20 protein-coding genes and 2 tRNA genes are annotated in these 18,751 nt (G+C 65.9%); 14 read left to right on the top strand and 8 right to left on the bottom strand.

Going from position 1 to position 18,751, the window contains the following annotated elements; all coding sequences use genetic code 11:
• Nucleotides 1-43 precede the first annotated feature (43 nt).
• On the top strand, nt 44-1,519 hold the full coding sequence (locus DAEP_RS0101600; protein WP_027243445.1) for a carnitine 3-dehydrogenase: 1,476 nt from the start codon (nt 44-46) through the stop codon (nt 1,517-1,519).
• A 10-nt stretch (nt 1,520-1,529) separates the two neighbouring features.
• Entirely contained in the window at nt 1,530-2,288 is a 759-nt protein-coding gene (locus DAEP_RS0101605) for an SDR family oxidoreductase (RefSeq protein ID WP_027243446.1), read from the top strand.
• A 41-nt stretch (nt 2,289-2,329) separates the two neighbouring features.
• Here the strand turns inward: DAEP_RS0101605 and DAEP_RS0101610 are convergent, their stop codons facing one another.
• Nucleotides 2,330-3,193, bottom strand: a complete 864-nt coding sequence (locus DAEP_RS0101610; protein WP_008555448.1) for a helix-turn-helix domain-containing protein — start codon at nt 3,191-3,193, stop codon at nt 2,330-2,332.
• 114 nt (nt 3,194-3,307) lie between these two features.
• On the opposite strand from DAEP_RS0101610, the gene DAEP_RS0101615 reads away from it, so the two are divergent.
• Genes DAEP_RS0101615 through DAEP_RS0101625 form a run of 3 tightly spaced genes read left to right on the top strand, consistent with a single transcriptional unit; the run spans nt 3,308 to nt 5,342 of the window.
• Complete coding sequence (locus DAEP_RS0101615; RefSeq protein WP_008557538.1) at nt 3,308-3,514, top strand: DUF2061 domain-containing protein; 207 nt, start codon at nt 3,308-3,310, stop codon at nt 3,512-3,514.
• Entirely contained in the window at nt 3,507-4,421 is a 915-nt protein-coding gene (locus tag DAEP_RS0101620) for a fatty acid desaturase (protein ID WP_027243447.1), read from the top strand. The genes DAEP_RS0101615 and DAEP_RS0101620 overlap by 8 nt, the downstream gene beginning before the upstream one ends.
• A gap of 18 nt (nt 4,422-4,439) precedes the next feature.
• The gene (locus DAEP_RS0101625) at nt 4,440-5,342 is read left to right on the top strand and encodes a DMT family transporter (RefSeq protein ID WP_027243448.1); all 903 of its coding nucleotides are present in this window, start codon (nt 4,440-4,442) and stop codon (nt 5,340-5,342) included.
• Nucleotides 5,343-5,400: 58 nt separating this feature from the next.
• On the opposite strand, the gene DAEP_RS0101630 is transcribed toward DAEP_RS0101625, so the two are convergent.
• The gene (locus DAEP_RS0101630; protein WP_027243449.1) at nt 5,401-6,132 is read right to left on the bottom strand and encodes an NUDIX hydrolase; all 732 of its coding nucleotides are present in this window, start codon (nt 6,130-6,132) and stop codon (nt 5,401-5,403) included.
• Nucleotides 6,133-6,136: 4 nt separating this feature from the next.
• Nucleotides 6,137-6,559, bottom strand: coding sequence for a DUF983 domain-containing protein (locus tag DAEP_RS0101635; protein WP_027243450.1), 423 nt, complete (start codon nt 6,557-6,559; stop codon nt 6,137-6,139).
• A 198-nt stretch (nt 6,560-6,757) separates the two neighbouring features.
• Here DAEP_RS0101635 and DAEP_RS0101640 point away from each other — a divergent pair, with 198 nt between their 5' ends.
• From DAEP_RS0101640 to DAEP_RS0101655, 4 genes are all read left to right on the top strand, one after another.
• Nucleotides 6,758-7,234: an EF-hand domain-containing protein gene (locus tag DAEP_RS0101640; protein ID WP_027243451.1), complete on the top strand. Its 477-nt coding sequence runs from the start codon at nt 6,758-6,760 to the stop codon at nt 7,232-7,234.
• Between the two features lie 67 nt (nt 7,235-7,301).
• Nucleotides 7,302-7,883 (top strand): RNA polymerase sigma factor, encoded by a 582-nt coding sequence (locus tag DAEP_RS0101645; protein WP_027243452.1) that lies wholly within the window; start codon nt 7,302-7,304, stop codon nt 7,881-7,883.
• On the top strand, nt 7,876-8,250 hold the full coding sequence (locus DAEP_RS0101650; protein WP_027243453.1) for a hypothetical protein: 375 nt from the start codon (nt 7,876-7,878) through the stop codon (nt 8,248-8,250). The genes DAEP_RS0101645 and DAEP_RS0101650 overlap by 8 nt, the downstream gene beginning before the upstream one ends.
• A gap of 20 nt (nt 8,251-8,270) precedes the next feature.
• Entirely contained in the window at nt 8,271-8,738 is a 468-nt protein-coding gene (locus DAEP_RS0101655) for a periplasmic heavy metal sensor (RefSeq protein ID WP_245595045.1), read from the top strand.
• A gap of 99 nt (nt 8,739-8,837) precedes the next feature.
• On the opposite strand, the gene DAEP_RS0101660 is transcribed toward DAEP_RS0101655, so the two are convergent.
• The gene (locus DAEP_RS0101660; protein WP_027243455.1) at nt 8,838-10,232 is read right to left on the bottom strand and encodes a diguanylate cyclase domain-containing protein; all 1,395 of its coding nucleotides are present in this window, start codon (nt 10,230-10,232) and stop codon (nt 8,838-8,840) included.
• Between the two features lie 115 nt (nt 10,233-10,347).
• On the opposite strand from DAEP_RS0101660, the gene DAEP_RS0101665 reads away from it, so the two are divergent.
• The 5 genes from DAEP_RS0101665 (at nt 10,348) to DAEP_RS22375 (ending at nt 15,195) form a co-directional block, all read left to right on the top strand.
• A complete protein-coding gene (locus DAEP_RS0101665) occupies nt 10,348-10,632 on the top strand; it encodes a DUF3572 domain-containing protein (RefSeq protein WP_008553638.1) in 285 nt (94 codons plus the stop codon).
• A 58-nt stretch (nt 10,633-10,690) separates the two neighbouring features.
• Nucleotides 10,691-11,380 carry an HAD family hydrolase gene (locus tag DAEP_RS0101670; protein ID WP_027243456.1) on the top strand — a complete coding sequence of 230 codons (690 nt, stop codon included), beginning with the start codon at nt 10,691-10,693 and terminating at the stop codon, nt 11,378-11,380.
• A 234-nt stretch (nt 11,381-11,614) separates the two neighbouring features.
• A complete protein-coding gene (locus tag DAEP_RS0101675) occupies nt 11,615-13,174 on the top strand; it encodes a trimethylamine methyltransferase family protein (protein WP_027243457.1) in 1,560 nt (519 codons plus the stop codon).
• Between the two features lie 384 nt (nt 13,175-13,558).
• Nucleotides 13,559-14,146, top strand: a complete 588-nt coding sequence (locus tag DAEP_RS0101680) for a heme NO-binding domain-containing protein (RefSeq protein WP_027243458.1) — start codon at nt 13,559-13,561, stop codon at nt 14,144-14,146.
• Nucleotides 14,143-15,195, top strand: coding sequence for a GGDEF domain-containing protein (locus DAEP_RS22375; protein ID WP_008554749.1), 1,053 nt, complete (start codon nt 14,143-14,145; stop codon nt 15,193-15,195). The genes DAEP_RS0101680 and DAEP_RS22375 overlap by 4 nt, the downstream gene beginning before the upstream one ends.
• 175 nt (nt 15,196-15,370) lie before the next feature.
• On the opposite strand, the gene DAEP_RS0101690 is transcribed toward DAEP_RS22375, so the two are convergent.
• From DAEP_RS0101690 to glpX, 4 genes are all read right to left on the bottom strand, one after another.
• Nucleotides 15,371-15,445, bottom strand: a tRNA-Glu gene (locus DAEP_RS0101690).
• A gap of 168 nt (nt 15,446-15,613) precedes the next feature.
• Nucleotides 15,614-15,688 (bottom strand) — tRNA-Glu (locus DAEP_RS0101695).
• Nucleotides 15,689-15,792: 104 nt separating this feature from the next.
• Nucleotides 15,793-17,532 (bottom strand): single-stranded-DNA-specific exonuclease RecJ, encoded by a 1,740-nt coding sequence (gene recJ / locus DAEP_RS0101700; RefSeq protein WP_027243459.1) that lies wholly within the window; start codon nt 17,530-17,532, stop codon nt 15,793-15,795.
• Nucleotides 17,533-17,648: 116 nt separating this feature from the next.
• Nucleotides 17,649-18,635, bottom strand: coding sequence for a class II fructose-bisphosphatase (gene glpX, locus DAEP_RS0101705; RefSeq protein WP_008556069.1), 987 nt, complete (start codon nt 18,633-18,635; stop codon nt 17,649-17,651).
• Nucleotides 18,636-18,751: the final 116 nt, after the last annotated feature.

Here is an 18,751-nt window from a genome sequence, read left to right on the forward strand (position 1 = left end):
AACGGGCCCGGCGGCCGGGTCCTTCGGAGGATGGACGACAATGGTGGAGCAATCTGCGGCAATTATCGGCGGCGGGGTTATTGGCGGCGGCTGGGCCGCGCGGTTCCTTCTGAATGGCTGGAACGTGCGGGTGTTCGACCCGGACCCGGAAGCGGAGCGCAAGATCGGCGAGGTGCTGGCCAATGCCCGCCGCTCGCTGCCGGGGCTGGGCAACGTGGCGCTGCCAGCGGAGGGCAGCCTGACCTTCCATGCCACCATTGCCGAAGCCGTTGACGGCGCCGAATGGGTGCAGGAAAGCGTGCCGGAGCGGCTGGACCTGAAGCAGAAGGTGTATGCCGAGCTGCAGGCGCATTGCGCGCCGGATGCGGTGATCGGCTCTTCCACCTCGGGCTTCAAGCCGTCGCAGCTGCAGGACGGGCGCGAAAACCCCGGCCAGATCGTGGTCGCGCATCCCTTCAACCCGGTCTACCTGCTGCCCTTGGTGGAGCTGGTCACGACAGCAGCCAATCCGGCGGGTGTCATCGACCGGGCCAAGGAGATCATTACTGCCATTGGCATGTATCCCCTGCATCTGAAGAAAGAGATCGACGCCCATGTGGCGGACCGTTTCCTTGAAGCCGTCTGGCGCGAGGCGCTGTGGCTGGTGAAGGACGGCATCGCCACCACCGAGGAGATCGACAACGCGATCCGCTACGGCTTTGGCATCCGCTGGGCGCAAATGGGCCTGTTCGAGACCTACCGGGTGGCCGGCGGCGAAGCGGGCATGAAGCATTTCATGGCGCAGTTCGGCCCTTGCCTCAGCTGGCCGTGGACCAAGCTGATGGATGTGCCGGAGTTCACCGATGAACTGGTCGACCTGATTGCGGGCCAGTCGGATGAACAATCCGGCCAGTATTCGATCCGAGAGCTTGAGCGGCACCGGGACGACAACCTGGTCGGCATGATGCGGGCGCTGGGCAGTAACGACTGGGGCGCCGGCGCGCTGCAGAACGCCCATGACCGGGGCCGCGAGGGCGAGGCCGGGCTGGTGCGCGCGATTGATGAAATCGAGGACTTGAGCCGGCCGGTGCTGACCCAAAGCCGGGTGGTGCCGCTGGATTGGACCGATTACAACGGCCACATGACAGAGAGCCGGTACCTGGATGCCTTCGCGCAGTCCACCGACCGGCTGATGATGATCATCGGCTGCGATGCGGAGTATATTGCCAACGGCGGCAGCTACTTCACCGCCGAAACCCATATCCGCCATATCGACGAGGTCCATGCGGGCGACCTGATCCAGGTGCGGACCCGGGTGATCATGGGCGCTGGCAAGAAGATGCACCTGTGGCACGAGATGTATTCGGGCGAGCGGCTGCTGGCGACCGGCGAGCATATGCTGCTGCATGTGGATCTTGCGACCCGCCGCTCTGCCCCGCCTGCGCCGCATATCGAGGCCAATCTGGTGACGCTGGCCGAGGCTCATGCGGCGCTGCCCGCGCCGGAGGGTCTGGGCCGCGCCATCGGCGCTCCGCGGTGAGGTCTGGGGCATGAGCCGGGTTCTGATTACCGCCGGCGGCTCCGGCATCGGCCGGGCCATGGCCGAGGGCTTTGCCGCCGCCGGTCATCAGGTCTGGGTCACGGATGTGAGTGCCGTGGCCCTGGCGGATGTGCCGGAGGGCTGGCGGGCTACGGCGGTGGATGCCACCGACGAGGCGGGCGTGCAGGCGCTGTTTGCCGACATCGCTGAAGTCTGGGGCGGGCTGGATGTGCTCTGCGCCAATGCGGGCATCGCCGGGCCGACCGCCAGGATCGAGGACATCGCGCTGGAGGACTGGCGCAGATGCGTGAGCGTCAATCTGGAGGGCTGCTTTCTGGCCGCCAAATACGCGGCGCCGATGATGAAGGCGGCACAGGCTGGGTCCATCATCGTCACGTCGTCGACCGCGGGGCAGTACGGCTATCCGAACCGGGCGCCATATGCTTCGGCGAAATGGGCGGTCATCGGGCTGATGAAAACGCTGGCGATGGAGCTTGGCCCCTTTGGCATCCGCGCCAATGCGATCTGCCCCGGCGCGGTGGAAGGACCGCGGATGGAGGGCGTGCTGGAGCGCGAGGCGGCGGCCAAGGGCATGACAAGGGACGAGGTCTATGCGGGCTACGCCGCGGGCACTTCGATGGGGCGTTTCGTGGAGGCCAGCGATATTGCCAATATGGCGGTGTTCCTCGGTTCGGACGCGGCACGGCTGGTGTCGGGGCAGGTGATTGCCGTGGACGGCCATACGGAGAACCCGGATCCCAAGGTGTGACGCGCAGGCGCTGCCCGGCGTGCCGCCGGGCGGACCAATCATCAGGAACTGATAGCGGCCCTCAGCGCTCTGAGCCGTCCCGGCAGCTGACGCGCGGTGATATCGGCCTCCCGCACCAGATTGTCGAAATGGCTGGTGAAGGTCGCGATCCGTTCCTTGTCGCGGAAGGCGAGGTAATGGGTGCCGGCGTAAAACACGCACAAAAGCGGGCCGAAGATGGTGATCGGCGAGGAGTAAAGCCGCTTGGCATCGAACAGGTAGATGCGCAGGCGCGGGTAGAGCTGCTCGCAGAGCCGTTCGAACTGGGCGAGCTGTTCCAGACGCACCTCCAGCGGCAGCCCTTCATAGTAGCCCACGCCGTGCGCGAAGCTGTCGAGTTCATAAAGCGGCAGCGCGATTTCATAGTCGGAGGGCGACTGGCGCATCCAGGTCAGCCGGTCCTCTGACGCGCCGATGGCCTGATCCGCCGTGCGGCCCAGGTGCGGCGAATACTCCCATTCCAGCAAGGCGCGGGTTTTCAGCATGTCGGGCAGCGCAGCCGGCACGTGGCGGATCTTGTAGCCCTCGGCCTCCTGGTGCCAGTCAAAGATCCGCTCATCCACCAGAGCGCGGGGGGCCTCGGAGAGGGAGAGGCTGGAGGCCAGCAGCTCTGCCGCGCTTTCAGGCCGGTCGGAGAGGCTGAGGAGCCAGTCGGCAGAGACCCCCAGCGCACCGGCACACGCCCCGACCACATGCGCGTTCGGGAGCCGCGCGCCCTCATCCGTCAGCAGCTGCGAGATGGTGGAGCGGTCGACGCCGACCGCGCGGGCCAAGGCGCTTTGGCTGAGGCCGCTTTCGCTCAGCGCCCGGTTCAGCCTCTGCCTGAATTGTTCCGCTCGCACACGTTTGTCGATATTTTCTATCATGTGTTTGAAAATATCACGTTCGTTGGATTTTGTTAACTCTATTCAGAATTCTGCACACCCTCCTGCGGGAGTACCTTGGAAACAAGCACTTACCCAAAAGTAACAGGAGGCAACATGGAAACGCGCAAGCGCTCCATAGTGAAGGCGGTGATTTGGAACGTCCTCGGGCTGGTCTCGATGACGCTGGTGGGACTGGCGGCCACAGGCTCTGTCAAGGCGGGCGGGGCGATGGCGCTGATCAATACCGGCATCGGGTTCACCGTCTACCTGGCGTATGAGCGCGTCTGGGCGCAGGTCCAATGGGGGCGGCGCCATGTCTGATCACCGCACCGGATATTTGCCGCAAGGGGCGGAGTGGCGCACCCTGGCGCTGATCCTGGCCTGCTACGGCGGCTGGCTGGCGGCGCTGTGGCTGCTGCCCGGCGTCAGCCTGGTGCTGACCGTTCTGGCGCTGGGCGTGATGGCAGCGCTGCATTCCTCGCTGACCCACGAGGCGCTGCACGGGCATCCGTTCCGCCGCCGCTGGCTCAATGAGGCGCTGATGTTCTTCCCTCTGAGCCTGGCGGTGCCCTATGGCCGGTTCCGCGACACCCATCTGGCGCATCACGAGGATGAGGCGCTGACCGACCCATATGACGACCCGGAGAGCAATTTCCAGGATCCGGGCGTTTGGGCGCGTCTGCCGGCCTGGCGCAAGACCCTATTGCGGATCAACAACACGCTGCTGGGGCGGGTGCTGCTGGGGCCGCTGCTGGGGCAGGTCTGCTTTATGGCGGCTGACTGGCGGCTGGCACGCAAGGGGGCGCCCGGCGTCCTGCGCGACTGGCTGCTGCACGCGGCCGGCCTGATCCCGGTGCTCTGGGTGGTTCTGCAATCGCCAGCACCGCTGTGGGCGGCGGTGCTGGGGGCCTACATGGCGCTGGGGCTTTTGAAGATCCGCACATTCCTGGAGCACCGGGCGCATGAAACTGCTCAGGGCCGCACCGTGGTGATCGAGGATACCGGGCCGCTGGCGCTTTTGTTCCTGAACAACAACCTGCATATCGTGCACCACATGCATCCGGGCGTGCCCTGGTACGCGCTGCCGCAGCTGTACCGCGCCCGCAGGGAGGAGTTCCTGCAGGCAAACGGCGGATATTTCTACCGCAACTACCTGCAGATTTTCCGCAACTACCTGCTGCGCGCCAAGGACCCGGTGCCGCATCCGCTCTGGCAGCAGGGGGAGTAACAGCGCATAAGCAAAGGCATGTTTGCCTGGATCCCCGTTTCCATTGCCGCTGCCAGCTTTCAGACCGTGCGCTTCATGCTGCAAAAGGTCCTGAGCAGCGTGACGCTGTCGCCGGGCGGAGCCACCTTCGCCCGGTTTTTGTATTCCGCTCCCTTCATCCTGGCGGGGCTGGCGCTGTATCTGGCGGCCTCGGACCAAACGCTGCCGCCGCTGACGCCTGCGTTCTGGATTTATGCGGCGATTGGCGGCACGGCGCAGATCCTTGCGACGGTTTGTGTGGTGGCGCTGTTCAAGCAGCGCAATTTTGCGGTGGGGATCACCTTCAAGAAGACCGAAGTCATCCAGACCGCCATCGTCGGGCTGGCGGTGCTGGGCGATCCGGTCAGCCTTGGCGGCTGGGTCGCGATCCTGATCGGGCTGGCGGCGGTGCTGGTGCTGTCGCGGGCGCCGGATGCGGCGGGCGCGTGGTGGCGGCACCTGACCAACCGCGCGGCGCAGCTGGGGCTGGGATCCGGCGTGCTGTTTGCCTTTTCCGCGGTCAGCTACCGCGGCGCGTCGTTGCAGCTGGGCGATCTGGAGCCCGCGTTCCGGGCGGCGGTGACGCTGGCTGCGGTGGTGTCCTTGCAAACGCTGTTCATGGGCGCGTGGCTGGGCCTGCGCGACAGGGGCGAGATCGCCCGGGTCTGGGCGGCGCGCAAGGTGGCGGTCTGGGTGGGGCTGACCAGCATGGGCGGATCGTTCTGCTGGTTCTGGGCCTTCACGCTGCAAAACGCCGCCTACGTGAAGGCGGTGGGGCAGGTGGAGCTGCTGCTGTCGCTGCTGGCCTCGGTGCTGTTCTTCAAGGAGAAGGTCACGGGCCGCGAGCTGGCGGGCATGGGGCTGCTGATCGTGTCGATCCTGGTGCTGGTTCTGGCGATCTGACCAGCGCCGCCTGCGGCCGGGCGGCCGGGATTATGCGATAATCCCGGCTCGGGAAACGTTACCCGTCCGCGGGCATCGGATAGCCTTTGAGGCGCAGGAACAGGCTGGCCTCGTCGTTGTTGTGGAAGTAGGGCACGCTTTGCGGCGGCTCGGCGTCGCGGACGCGGGCGGTGACTTCGGCCAGCACAACTTCGGTGATGAAGGGCAGGTCAAAGCTGCGCACCTGGCTGAGCGGGATCCACTGCAGATGCGACAGCTCATCCGCGGCGCGCGAGAAGTCGTCCAGATCGCCGGTGATCTGATCGGCATCCACCAGGAAGAAGCGCGCATCGAAGCGGCGCGGGCGGCCCGGCGGGGTCAGGGCGCGAAACACGAACTGCATGGCGCGGGCTGAGGGCACATGGCCGGTGGCGGCAAAGCTCTGCCAGTCCTCGGGCACGTCTCCGGCCCAGTTGCCGGGCTCGCCCAGGATCAGGCCGGTTTCCTCCCACAGCTCGCGCACCGCGGCGACGCTGAGGGCGTGGTGCACACCGTCCGTCGCCTTGTCGGCCAGGCGTTTCTGGCAGACGGGGGAGATCGGCGATGCCAGCGGGATCTGCGCGTCTTCGGCATCGACCGCACCGCCCGGGAAAACGAATTTGTTCGGCATGAAGGCGGCCTGGGCGCCGCGCTGGCCCATCAGCACCTGCGGGTCGCTGGTCATCCGGCCGCGCATGGCAATGACCGTGGCCGCGTTGCGGACCGCAGTCTTGTCGGTAGTGGTTTCGCCGGAAAGAAATGTGTCGCTCATGCTGTTACTGCCCTGTTACCGCCGCGGTGTCCTTGCCGAACCCGTGCATCCGCCGCGCCCATTGGTAGGCGATGACGATCCCCTTCATCCGCGGCAGAAGATAAAGCGAAGACGCCAGGCAGCCAATCGTGAACACGGTGAACATCACCAAAGGCTCCGGCCGCCAGGAGAAATAGACCACATGCATCAAGGGCGCCATGATGTGGCCGACGATCAGGATCGTGAGGTAGGCCGGACCGTCATCGGCGCGTGCGTGGGTCAGGTCGAGGCCGCAGTGGCTGCAGCTGCTGTTCACCTTCAGATAGGAATGCAAGAGCTTGCCTTGCCCGCAATTGGGGCATTTGCAGCGCCAGCCCTTGGCCAGGGCGGGCATGGTGGGGCGGTCGTGCTCTGCGTCATGGGCCGTAACGGCGGGGGACTCGGTCATGAAAATATCCTGTGTACTGCCCGCATCTTTGCGCGCTTCAGGAGGGGGCGAAAGGGGAAAGCCCGATTTCTGCGCCGGTTTGCCGCAACGTGCCGGGCGCAAAAAATATCCTCTCCGTTGCGACGGATTTGCGCGGCTGCCGCGTTTCTCTTGTGCATCAGGCAGCAAAAGGCTGCCGCAGGACAAAGGAAAGACGATATGAAACACGTCAAGTTCATGACCGCGATCGTTGCCGCCGCCGCCGTGACCGCAGGCGGCGCTGCCCTGGCGCAGGGATTTGGGCACCACGGGCCGCGGATGTCCTTTGAGGAGATCGACGCGGACGGCAATGGCGAGGTGACCAAGGCCGAGATTGAGGCCATGAAGGACGCGCATTTCGCCAAGGCTGACACCGATGGCGACGGCAAGCTGACGCTGGAGGAGATGCAGGCGCGGGCGCGGGAGCATGCCAATGAACGGGCCGCGCAGATGCTGGAACGCTTTGACACCGACAAGGATGGCGCGTTGACTAAGGAAGAGATGCCGCAGCCGCGCCGGGCGGGCAAGATGTTCGACCGCATGGATGCCGACGGCAGCGGCGGGATCTCCAAGGCGGAATTCGAGAATGCCCGGATGCATCGCGGCGGGATGCACGGCCAAGGCTACGGTCAAGGGAATGATACGGAGCAGAACTGATCGCTGACGCGTGCTGCATAAGACGGAAATATCACGGCGCCGGACCCCTGCCGGGGGTCCGGATGCCATGAGTGCAGCGGCGGAGGAGGCTTCCGACGATGCGCTTATGGTGCTCTATGCCAATGGCGACGGGCGGGCGGCGGCGGAGCTGACCGCGCGGCTGGGGCCGCGGGTCTTTGGCGTGGCGATGCGGGTGATGGGCAACCGCACGGACGCGGAGGATGTGACCCAGGAGGCGATGCTGCGCTTATGGAAGATGGCGCCGCAGTGGCGGCCGGGGGAGGCGCAGGTGTCGACCTGGCTCTACCGGGTGGCGATGAACCTGTGCATCGACCGCAAGCGGCGCGCCCGTGGCGGCCATGCGGATCTGGACGCGGTGCCGGAGCCGCCGGACCCGGGCCGCTCGGCAGCGGAGCAGATGCAGGAGGGGGCGCGGCAGGATGCGCTGCAGGCCGCCCTGATGCAATTGCCGGAGCGGCAGCGTCAAGCGGTGGTGCTGCGGCACCTGGAAGAGCTTTCGAACCCGGAAATCGCCGGGATCATGGACATCAGCGTCGAGGCGGTCGAGAGTCTGACCGCCCGGGGAAAACGGGCGCTGGCCGCGGCTTTGGCCGGGCGGCGCGAAGAGTTGGGGTATAGCGATGGCTGACACGGACAAGCGACTGGAGGAGCTGGAGGATCTGTTTGCTGCGGCACGCAGCGCGCGGCCCGGGATGCCGGCGCATCTGAACGCTGCCATTCTGGCCGATGCGGCACGCGCACAAGCGGGCTTCAGCGCCGCGCGGCCTGTGCAGACGGCCCGGCAGCCGAAGTGGCGGCAACTGGTCGATGCTATTGGCGGCTGGCCTGCGATGGGCGGGCTGGCGGCGGCCAGCGCGGCGGGCCTGTGGATCGGGATGGCACCGCCGTCCTTTGTGCCGGACCCGGTGGCGCTGGCGGGCTATGAGGAGAGCGGCAGCGTGTTTGCCGATGACAGCTATGACATGGCGCTGATGCTGAGCGAGGACCTGCAATGAGTGCGGAGGGTAAACCCGGAATGAAGCTGTGGCTGAAGCTTTTGCTGGCGGCGTCGCTGGCGCTGAACCTGGCGGTGATCGGCATCGCGGCCGGGGCGGCCTGGCGGTTTTCCGGCTCAGACCGGCACTGGCAGCGGCCGCCGTCGGTCGGGGCGATGATTTTCCGCGAGTTGGACCGCGATACCCGCAAGGCGCTGCGGCAGCAGGCAGGCGGGCATCACGGCAGCTACCTCGAGCGCCGCCATGCAGAGGGTGAGGCGGTGATCGCGGCGCTGCGCAACAGCAGTTTCGACGCGGCAGCGCTGCGGGACATGCTGCGCAGCCAGGCGGAGGCGCGCCACGCCTTCCACACCAAGGTGCAGGACGCCTGGGTGCGCAAGATGGAGGCGATGACGCCGGAAGAGCGCGCCGCCTTTGCCGACCGGATGGAAGAGCGGATGCAGCAGCGCGGCAAGCGCTGGCACGGGGCAGGGCACGGGCGGGACTGACCCGCGTGCAGCAGGCATCGGAGATCGCTACTCATCAGAAAGGCAGCCGGTTGCGGCTGCCTTTGTTGTGAATGCCGGAATTTGCAAAAGGCGCCGGCCTCAGGCGGCGACGGTGCATTCGCGGGGCAGGGTCACCTGATTGCGGCCGGCGTTCTTGGCGTTGTAGAGCGCCTGATCCGCCTTTTCGACCAGCGCGGCGGTGCTGTCTTCCTTGCCGCCGCCACCCATGACGGCGCCGATGCTGATGGTGACCTTGACCGGTTCGGCGGCGCCGGGGACCTGGAACGGGGTTCCGTTGATCGCGTTGCACAGGGCGACGGCGGCGATGCCGGCCTCCGCCTCGCTGGCGCCGGGCAGGACGGCCATGAACTCCTCGCCGCCGACGCGGGCCAGCAGGTCGGCCGGACCCAGCACCTGCTGCATGCGGCGGGCGGCCTCGATCAGCACGGCATCGCCGGCCGGATGGCCGTAGACATCGTTGATCCGCTTGAAATGGTCGAGATCGGCCAGCATGACGGCAAATTTCTCGCCATTGGCGGCGGCGGAATGCGCCACCCGGTCCAGGAAGGGCTTGGCATAGCGGCGGTTGTAAAGCCCGGTCATCGGGTCCAGCACCGCGGCGCGCAAGCCGTTGCGGACGCTGTCGCGCAGCCGGTCCTTGCGGGCCTTGTGCTGCAACTGGGCGGTGAGGCGCAGCTCCAGCTCCTCGACATCGAAACCGGTCTGCAGCACGTCATGGGCGCCGCGGTCCAGCGCTTCGGCGGCGATCTGCGGATCGGCCGGATTGGGCACCGCGATCACCACCGTCTGGCGGGTGGCGGCGCGGGCGCGCAGATCGGCCAGCAGCCGCAGGCCGGGGCCGGCGGAAGCCTCGTTCAGTTCGATAATGATGGCATCGGCGACCGGCGCCTGCATCAGCCCCTGGATATCGCTGATCGCATGGGTGCGCAGGGTGTAGGGCAAGCAGGCGGAGAGGCGGTCGCGCCAGGCCATTGCGGTGCGCGGATCCTGCGCAACCAAGGCAACGGAGGCGTTGCGCAGATCCTCGGCGCAGCAGCGGTCGCTCAGCGGCAGAATGAACCCGTGCGAGGCGTCGCGCTGCAGGTTCAGCTCCTCATCGGCGCTGCGGGCGCGCAGCAGGCTGCGGATGCGGGCCTGCAGGATCACGTCGTCCACCGGCTGCTGCAGCACATCGTCGATGCCTGCGGCCAGCGCCTGCAGCCGGGCCTTGTGGCCTTCCCAGTCGGAAACCGCGATCACCGGCAGATCGGCCAGCGCCTCATCCGCGGCCAGTTCGCGTTTCACATCGGCGGCGGTGCCGTCGGGCAGCGACATCGCGGTCAGCACCAGGTCGGGGCGGTGCTGGCGGGCGGCCTGCAGCACCTCGGCCACGCCGCCGGCCTGGACCACATCGTAGTAGGCAGCCGCGAGCTGCACCTTCAGCATGATGCGGTTGGTGGAGACGCCGTCGATGACCAGGATAGTGCCTTGCACGCGGTATCCTTTCGCCCCTTGCAAATCCTATGACTGGAAGTTTTGCTGAGACTGGTTAAGAAACCCTTTCGGATTTTTACTAAATTGGCCGCAATGCGGCAGGAGTGTGGAGAACATGCGGATTTCCGCCGATGGCGCCGAGACCCTGGCGCTGAAAGCCCTGGCCTGGCTGGCCGGAAATGATGAGCTGCTGCCGGTGTTTCTGGGCGCAACTGGCGCCAGCGAGGCGGATCTGCGCGCGCGGGCGGCGGAGCCGGAATTCCTTGGCTCGGTGCTCGATTTCTTAACGATGGACGACAATTGGGTGATGCAATTCTGCGATTCCCACGGCCTGGCGTATGAAATGCCGCTGCAGGCGCGGATGTCGCTTCCGGGCGGGGCGCAGGTGAACTGGACTTGAGATCGGCGGGGGCTGTGCCTAGGGTTCCGCCAAGATCCCGCGGAGGAGAGGACCCGCCATGCCCGTTGATGCTTTTCTGTTCGACAAGGACGGAACCCTGTTCGACTTTGCCGCCACCTGGAACGGCTGGGCGGCGCAAGTGCTGGAGACGCTTGCCAAGGGCGACCGGGCGGTTCTGGAAGCGATGGCCGAGGTGATCAGCTATGATCTGGAACGGCGGGCGTTCAACCCCGACAGCCTGGTGATTGCCTGCTCTAACGACGAGGTGGCGGAGGTGCTGGCGCCGTTTGTGGCGGAGATGGAGATCGAGGAACTGACGGTGTTCCTGGCCCGAAGCGCTGCGGAGGCGGAGCTGGCGCCCGCGGTGCCGCTGGCGGAGTTCCTCGACGGGCTGCTGGCGCGCGGCAAGGTGCTGGGGGTGATGACCAACGATGCCGAGCTTTCCGCCAGGAGCCAGCTGGAGCGGGCCGGGGTGCTGGACCGCTTCGCCTTTGTCGCGGGCTGCGACAGCGGTCATGGCGCCAAGCCGGACCCGGACCCGCTGCTGGCGTTTTGCAGGGTGACTGGAGTGCGGCCGGAGCGCACCGCCATGGTCGGAGACAGCCTGCACGATCTGGAAGCGGGCGCGGCAGCGGGGATGCGGCGGATCGGCGTTCTGACCGGCATGGCGCTGCGCGAAGAGCTGGCGCCGCACGCCGATATCGTGCTGCCCGACATCGGCCATATCCCGGCCTGGATCGACGGCTGAGCCTTTTCTGATTCTCCTGCCCTGAGATGGTCAGGGCAGCTTTACCGGCGCACGGCTCCTGTGCGCCGGTTTTTTTGCGGCGGACTGGGCATAAGTGTACAGAAATATCCCGTACCGCCGGATTACAGTGAAAAAACGACAGCCGTGGTCGGGAACTGACAGGTTCGGGCAGCCGGGACTGGCACAGTGAATGGCTATCGGCACTTGCGAAACTCGGATTCAGGGGAGACCGGCATGGCAGAGACAGGCGCACGCAAGCGGCGGGGCGGGGGCAGGGCAGGCGCAGCGGCCCGGCGCGGCAGTGCGGCACTGGAGCAAATGCCCTGGCAGATCCCGGTCAACATCGACCGGCCGACGGAGCCTTTGACAGAGGAGGGCATCCAGGCGATCCACGAGGGTGCCATGCGCATCCTGGAAGAGATCGGCGTGGTGTTCCTGAACCCGGAAGCGCTGGAGATTTTCAAGCAGGCCGGCGTCAAGGTCGAGGGCGAGCTGGTCAAAATGGATCGGGATTTCGTGATGGAGATGGTGGGCAAGGCGCCCCGCGAATTCTCGATCACGCCGCGCAACCCGGACCGGGCCATTCCGCTGGGCGGCAACCACATCCTGTTCGGCAACGTGTCCTCGCCGCCGAATTACTGGGACATGGAGCTGAACAAGAAGGTGGCGGGCAACCGCGAGCAGTGCCGCAACCTTCTGAAGCTGACCCAGTATTTCAACTGCATTCACTTTGCCGGCGGCTACCCGGTGGAGCCGGTGGACATCCATGCCTCGATCCGGCACCTAGACGTGCTCTATGACAAGCTGACCCTGACCGACAAGGCGATGCACGCCTACAGCTTGGGCAAGGAACGGGTCGAGGACGTGATGGAGATGGTGCGGATCGCGGGCGGCCTCAGCCATGAGGAATTCGACGCCAAGCCGCATATGTACACCAACATCAACTCCACCTCGCCGCTGAAACACGACTTCCCGATGATAGACGGCTGCCTGCGGCTGGCGCGGCGCGGCCAGGCGATTGTGGTGTCGCCCTTTACCCTGGCCGGCGCGATGGCACCGGTGACCATGGCGGGCGCCGTGGCGCAGTCGATTGCCGAGAGCCTCTGTGCGATTGCGCTGTTTCAATACGTGCGCCCCGGCACGCCTTGCGTGATCGGCACCTTCACCTCCAACGTTGACATGAAATCGGGGGCGCCGGCCTTCGGCACGCCGGAATACATGCGCTCGACCCAGATGACCGGGCAGATGGCGCGGTTTTACGGGCTGCCGATGCGCTCATCGGGCGTCTGCGCGGCCAACGTGCCGGACGGGCAGGCGGTCTGGGAGACCTCGAATTCGCTGTGGGCGGCGGTGCAGTCGGGCACCAACATGGTCTACCACGCGGCCGGCTGGCTGGAGGGCGGACTGATTGCCAGCCCGGAAAAGTTCATCATGGATTGCGAAATCCTGCAGCAGATCGAGCGCTACATGCAGCCGCAGATCACGGCCACCGGCCCGGAAGAGATCGCGCTGGATGCGATCCGGGAGGTGGGCAACGACGGCCATTTCTTTGGCATTCAGCACACCCAGGACCGCTATGCGACAGCCTTCTATCAGCCATTCCTGAGCGATTGGCGCAACTATGAGGCCTGGGAGGCGGCTGGTGCCACCTGGACCGCGCAGCGCGCCCATAAGCTGTTCAAGGAAATCATTGCCGAGTTCGAGGAGCCGCCGATCGATCCCGCGATCCGCGACGAACTGGCGGACTTTGTTGCCCGCCGCAAGTCCGAGGGCGGCGCGCCCACCGACTTCTGAAACCGGTATCTGTGCGGCGAACGGCAGAACGCGAGCCCTCCGCTTGATGGTTCGGCAGCGGGCAGCAGGACAGATCCCGCCGGTCTGGCGGGCTTTCCCGGCTGCGCTCTTGCCTCCGGGCGCCAGCCGGGCCAGTACAGAGGCAACAGAGTCTGCGAGCAGGCTGAGAGGGCGCTGTGCCGGGTTTGGTCGGCCACAGGCCTGCCGCCGCAATACTCTCGCAAACCGCACGACGCCGGTGTCTGCTGCGCAGAAGGCAGGCTGGGTGCAGAAGTCAAAAAAACCGGGGAAAATGCACGCGATAGACCACCTAAATTTGCTTTGTTGGGCCTTTCTTAACCAGCAGGCGTCAAGACTGCGGCATAGGCAAAGAGGGGCCATTGCATGCACGGTCTGATCAACAGAGCGATTCAGGCTTTTGTGACCAGTACCTACGGGGCGGACCGCTGGGAAGAGGTTATGGAAGAGGCCGGGCTCGGGTTCACCGAGTTCGAAGCGATGCTGTTTTACACGGATGAGCAATCGGGCCGGATGCTGGCGGCAATGGAAAAGGTCCTGGCACGCCCTCTGCCGGAAATGCTGGAGGACATGGGCACCTTCCTGGTGTCCAACCCGCAGGTGGAGGCGCTGAGACGGCTGCTGCGCTTTGGCGGCGTGAATTATGTGGAGTTCCTGCATTCGCTGGATGACCTGCCGGACCGGGCGCGGCTGGCGGTATCGGACCTGCATCTTCCCGGGCTGGAACTGGTGGAGCAGGCGCCGCAGCAGTTCGAACTGGTGTGCCAGCCGGGGCTGCCCGGCTATGCCTATGTCCTGATGGGCGTTCTGCGGGCGATGGCCGATGATTACGGCGACCTCGTGTTTCTGGACCACAGCGGCACCCAGGGCGGCGCCGAGGTGATTTCCATCACCGTGGTGGAAACCAAGTTCGCCGCCGGGCGCGAATTTGATTTGGGGGCGCACTCGTTATGATGACACTCCAGCAACTGACGCAGATGGCCGGCGTGGTCTGCCCGATGTACGTTATTGCCGATCCCAAGGGGCGGATTGTCTCAGCCGGGCCGACCCTGAAAAAGCTGCGCCCGCAGCTGACCTGGGAGGGGCGCCGGTTCTTCCGGGTGTTTGATCTGTCGCGGCCGCGCTCTGTGCGCTCAGTGGATGATCTGCTGCGCACCTCGGGCAGCAAGCTGCATTTGCAGTTCCGCGATGCGCCGCAGACCGGGCTGAAAGGGGTTTGCACGCCGCTGCCGGACGGGCAGGGCGCATTCATCAACCTGTCCTTCGGGATCTCGGTTCTGGAAGCGGTGCGCGATTACGACCTGACCAGCGCCGATTTCTCGCCCACCGACCTGACCATCGAAATGCTCTATCTGGTGGAGGCGAAATCCGCCGCGATGGAGGCGTCGCGCCAGCTGAACCTGCGCCTGCAAGGGGCGAAAATTGCCGCCGAGGAACAGGCGTTTACCGACACCCTCACCGGGCTCAAGAACCGCCGGGCAATGGATCATGTGCTGCGGCGGCTGATCGCCAGCGGCCGCGAATTTGCGTTGATGCATCTGGACCTGGATTTCTTCAAGCAGGTGAACGACACGCTGGGCCATGCCGCCGGCGATGCGGTGCTGCAGCAGGCGGCGCGGATCATGGTGGAATGCACCCGCCAGTCGGACACGGTGGCCCGGGTGGGCGGAGATGAGTTTGTGATGATCCTCGAAGGCGTGCTGGACACCGCGCGGCTGGCGGCGATTGCCAAGCGGCTGATTCAGCAGCTGGAGGAACCCATCCCCTTTGGCGCCCAGACCTGCAGGATCTCTGCCAGTGCGGGCACCACCCTGTCGACCTGGCAGAAGGTTCCGGACCCGCAGCAGCTGCTGAACCAGGCGGATCTGGCGCTTTATGCGGCCAAACGCGCCGGGCGGGCGCAGCACTGCTTCTACCGGGACGGGATGGAGAAGGACGAGGCAGGCTCGTGCAGCAGCGGCGCGGATGAGCCGCGGGCGGCGGCGGGCGGCGCAGCGTCCTGACCGTCTGGACCACGGCAGGCCGTACTGAACCGGGGCGAAAATGACGCTGCGGTTCAGAGCGCTGCACTTAACTAGGCCAAACAGCGCATCGCACGGACACCGCTGCGCGGATCAAGAGCCTCTGCACGGATCAAGCCTGTGCAAGTGTGCTACTTGGTTCATTTTTGGGGAGAAGTGGCAGCCCGTAGGGGAATCGAACCCCTCTTTCCAGGTTGAAAACCTGGCGTCCTAACCGATAGACGAACGGGCCACTCTGTCTGTGAGGCGGTGTTTACTGATTGCGCCGGCCGGGCGCAAGAGGGTTTTTGCGGAAAAACGGATTTTTTTGCGCGCTGCTCATCAGGGCTAATTACCTGAAATAAAACGCAAATAACCGCGCCTTCAGCGCGTTTCAGCAGTCTTTTTCTGGCGGGGGAAGTGGCAGCCCGTAGGGGAATCGAACCCCTCTTTCCAGGTTGAAAACCTGGCGTCCTAACCGATAGACGAACGGGCCACTCAGTGCGTGAGCGGGTATTTAGTTATAAGCGCCGGAACCCGCAAGAGAAAAAATACGCATTCGCGAATTTTCTTATCCACAGGTCTCAAGCCCTTGAAATCTCACGCTTCGGCAGCATCCTCCAGGCGCAGTTGGGGGCTTTGGCGGCCGCCCCAGGTATTGATTTCCAGCCGTCCGGCAAAATGGAAACGGGCACCGCCGTGCTCCAGCAGCCGCGGCCCCAAGGCGGTGTCGAAGGCGCCAAAGCAGATCGCATCCACACCGCCGCCCATCCCGTCGCTGAGCGACAGTTTCAGGTGGCTTTCGCCGACCTTCTTGGCAAAACGCACCTGCAGGTCCGGCAGCGCATAGCGCGGGGCAGGGGCGCCGGCGCCAAAGGGGCCGGCCTGTTCGATCTGGCCGATCAGCTCCACCGTGGCGGCACCGGGCATCAGGGCGCCGTCCAGTTTCAGATCGGCAGGGCCGCCCTGGCCAGCGCCTTGCTTGGCCAGAAGTTCGCTCAGCCGCTCCATCGCCGGTTCCAGCTTGTCGCGCATGACCGTGAGGCCCGCTGCCATCTTGTGGCCGCCGCCCTTGACCAGCAGCCCCTCGGCGGCCAGCCGCTGGATCGAGGCGCCAAGGTCGACGCCGGATACGGACCGGCCCGATCCCTTGCCCTCTTCCCCGTCGAAGCCGATGACAACCGCAGGGCGGCCAGCGGCTTCCTTGAGGCGGGACGCGACGATCCCCACCACGCCCGGATGCCAGCCCTCGCCAGCGGCCCAGACCAGCGGCGCCTCCAGCCCGCGCGCCTCCGCCTGGTCCAAAGCGGCGGCGCGCACGGCGTTTTCAATGTCGCGGCGTTCGGTGTTCAATTGGTCCAGCCGTTCGGCCAGGGCGGCAGCCTCATGGGGATTGTCCGTTGACAACAATCGCGCGCCCAGGTCGGCCTTGCCGATGCGCCCGCCGGCATTCACCCGCGGCCCCAGTAAAAAGCCCAGGTGATAGGTGGAGGGGGCGGAATCCATGCGGCTGACATCGGACAGCGCCACCAGCCCTGGGCGTTTGCGCGCTGCCATCACCTTGAGCCCCTGGCGCACCAGCGCCCGGTTGGCGCCGATCAGCGGGGCCACATCGGCGACGGTGGCCAGCGCCACCAAATCCAGCAGCGCCATCAGATCCGGTCCCTTGGCGCCCGCCTCGCGCATCTGCCGCCCGGCCTCGACCAGCATCAGGAACACCACGCCGGCGGCGCAGAAATAGCCCAGGTCGCCGCTTTCGTCCTGCCGGTTGGGGTTCACAACCGCCACGCAGTCCGGCAGCGTCTCGCCGCCCAGGTGGTGGTCCAGCACGATCACATCGGCGCCCTTGGCGGCGGCGATCGGCTCATGGCTCAGCGTGCCGCAGTCGACGCAGATGATCAGGTCATGGGCGGCGGCCAGCTCCTGCATGGCGGGCACGTTGGGGCCATAGCCCTCGTCGATGCGGTCCGGGATATAAAGCGTCGCCTCAAGCCCCATTTGCCGCAGCCACACCAGCAGCAGCGCGGCAGAGCTGCCGCCGTCGACGTCGTAATCGGCAAAGACCGCAATCCGCTGTTTGCGCTGCACCGCCTGCAGGAACCGGGCGGCGGCGGCCTCCATGTCCTTCATTTCGCGCGGGTCTGGCAGCAGCTCCTTCAGCTTGGGTTCCAGAAACCCCTTTGCCTCCATCGCCGAAACGCCCCTGCGGGCCAGCACCTGACAGACTGACCGGGGCAGGCCGGTTTGCTGCGCCATCATCTCCGACGCCCGGTCCACTTCCACGCCGGGCCCGACCCAGCGGCGCCCGCTCAAGGACTGCTCAACACCCAAAAAGCTCATCATCTGCCCCCATATGCAAAGGCCGGACCCAATACGGACCCGGCCCTTTCATCTTTCTTCAAATACTCCCGCCGGAGGCAGCGGCGCAAGCCGCTTCCTGCCCGCGCAGGACCGGCTTACATCTGATGCGGTGCCACCGGCGTGCGGTAAGACATGCGGCGGACAGACCCGGTTTTGGAGCGCATCAGCAGTGTGGTGGTCTCAACCCAGCCCGGCTGCCGCTTGATGCGCGGCAGCAGCGAGCCGCCGGTGACGCCGGTGGCGGCGAAGATCACGTCCTGGGTGACCATTTCATCGCGGGAATAGATGCGGTCCAGGTCGGTAATGCCTGCCTTAGCGGCACGCGCCTTTTCGTCGTCGTTGCGGAACAGCAGGCGGCCGAAGATCTGCCCGCCCATGCATTTCAGCGCTGCTGCCGCCAGAACGCCCTCGGGGGCGCCGCCCTGGCCCATGTACATGTCGATGCCGGTGGTGCCGCTTTCGGCGCAATGCATCACGCCGGCCACGTCGCCGTCAGTGATCAGGCGGATCGAGGCGCCGGTTTCGCGCACCTCGGCGATCATCGCCTCATGGCGGGGGCGTTCCAGGATGCAGACGGTGATGTCGGACGGCGCGCAGCCCTTGGCCTTGGCCAGTGCCTCGACACGCTCGCGCGGGGACATCTCCAGCGACACCACGCCTTCGGCAAAGCCCGGGCCGATGGCCAGCTTGTCCATGTAGGTGTCGGGCGCGTGCAGCATCGAGCCGCGCGGTCCCATCGCGATCACGGTCAGCGCGTTGGGCATGTCCTTGGCGGTCAGGGTGGTGCCTTCCAGCGGGTCCAGCGCAATGTCGACGCCGGGGCCGTTGCCGGTGCCGACTTCCTCACCGATATACAGCATCGGCGCCTCATCGCGCTCGCCTTCGCCGATCACCACCACGCCGGCGATGTCCAGCAGGTTCAGCTGCTCGCGCATGGCGTTCACGGCGGCCTGGTCGGCGGCCTTTTCGTCGCCGCGGCCGATCAGCGAGGCAGAGGCCAAGGCGGCCTGCTCGGCAACGCGGGCCAGGCCCAGCGACAGCATGCGGTCATAAAAGGGCGCGTCAGAGGTGTTCGAAGTCATACCGGAAATCCTGTCTCAACGGGTCAGATGTGAATGGGCGTTTCAAGCCGAATAGCGCGGGGCGGGGCCGGGTCGCAAGGGCAGATAGCGCTCGCCCCGGCAGGAATGCCCCGCCG

It is taken from the genome of Leisingera daeponensis DSM 23529 (assembly GCF_000473145.1).
GTDB lineage: Bacteria > Pseudomonadota > Alphaproteobacteria > Rhodobacterales > Rhodobacteraceae > Leisingera > Leisingera daeponensis.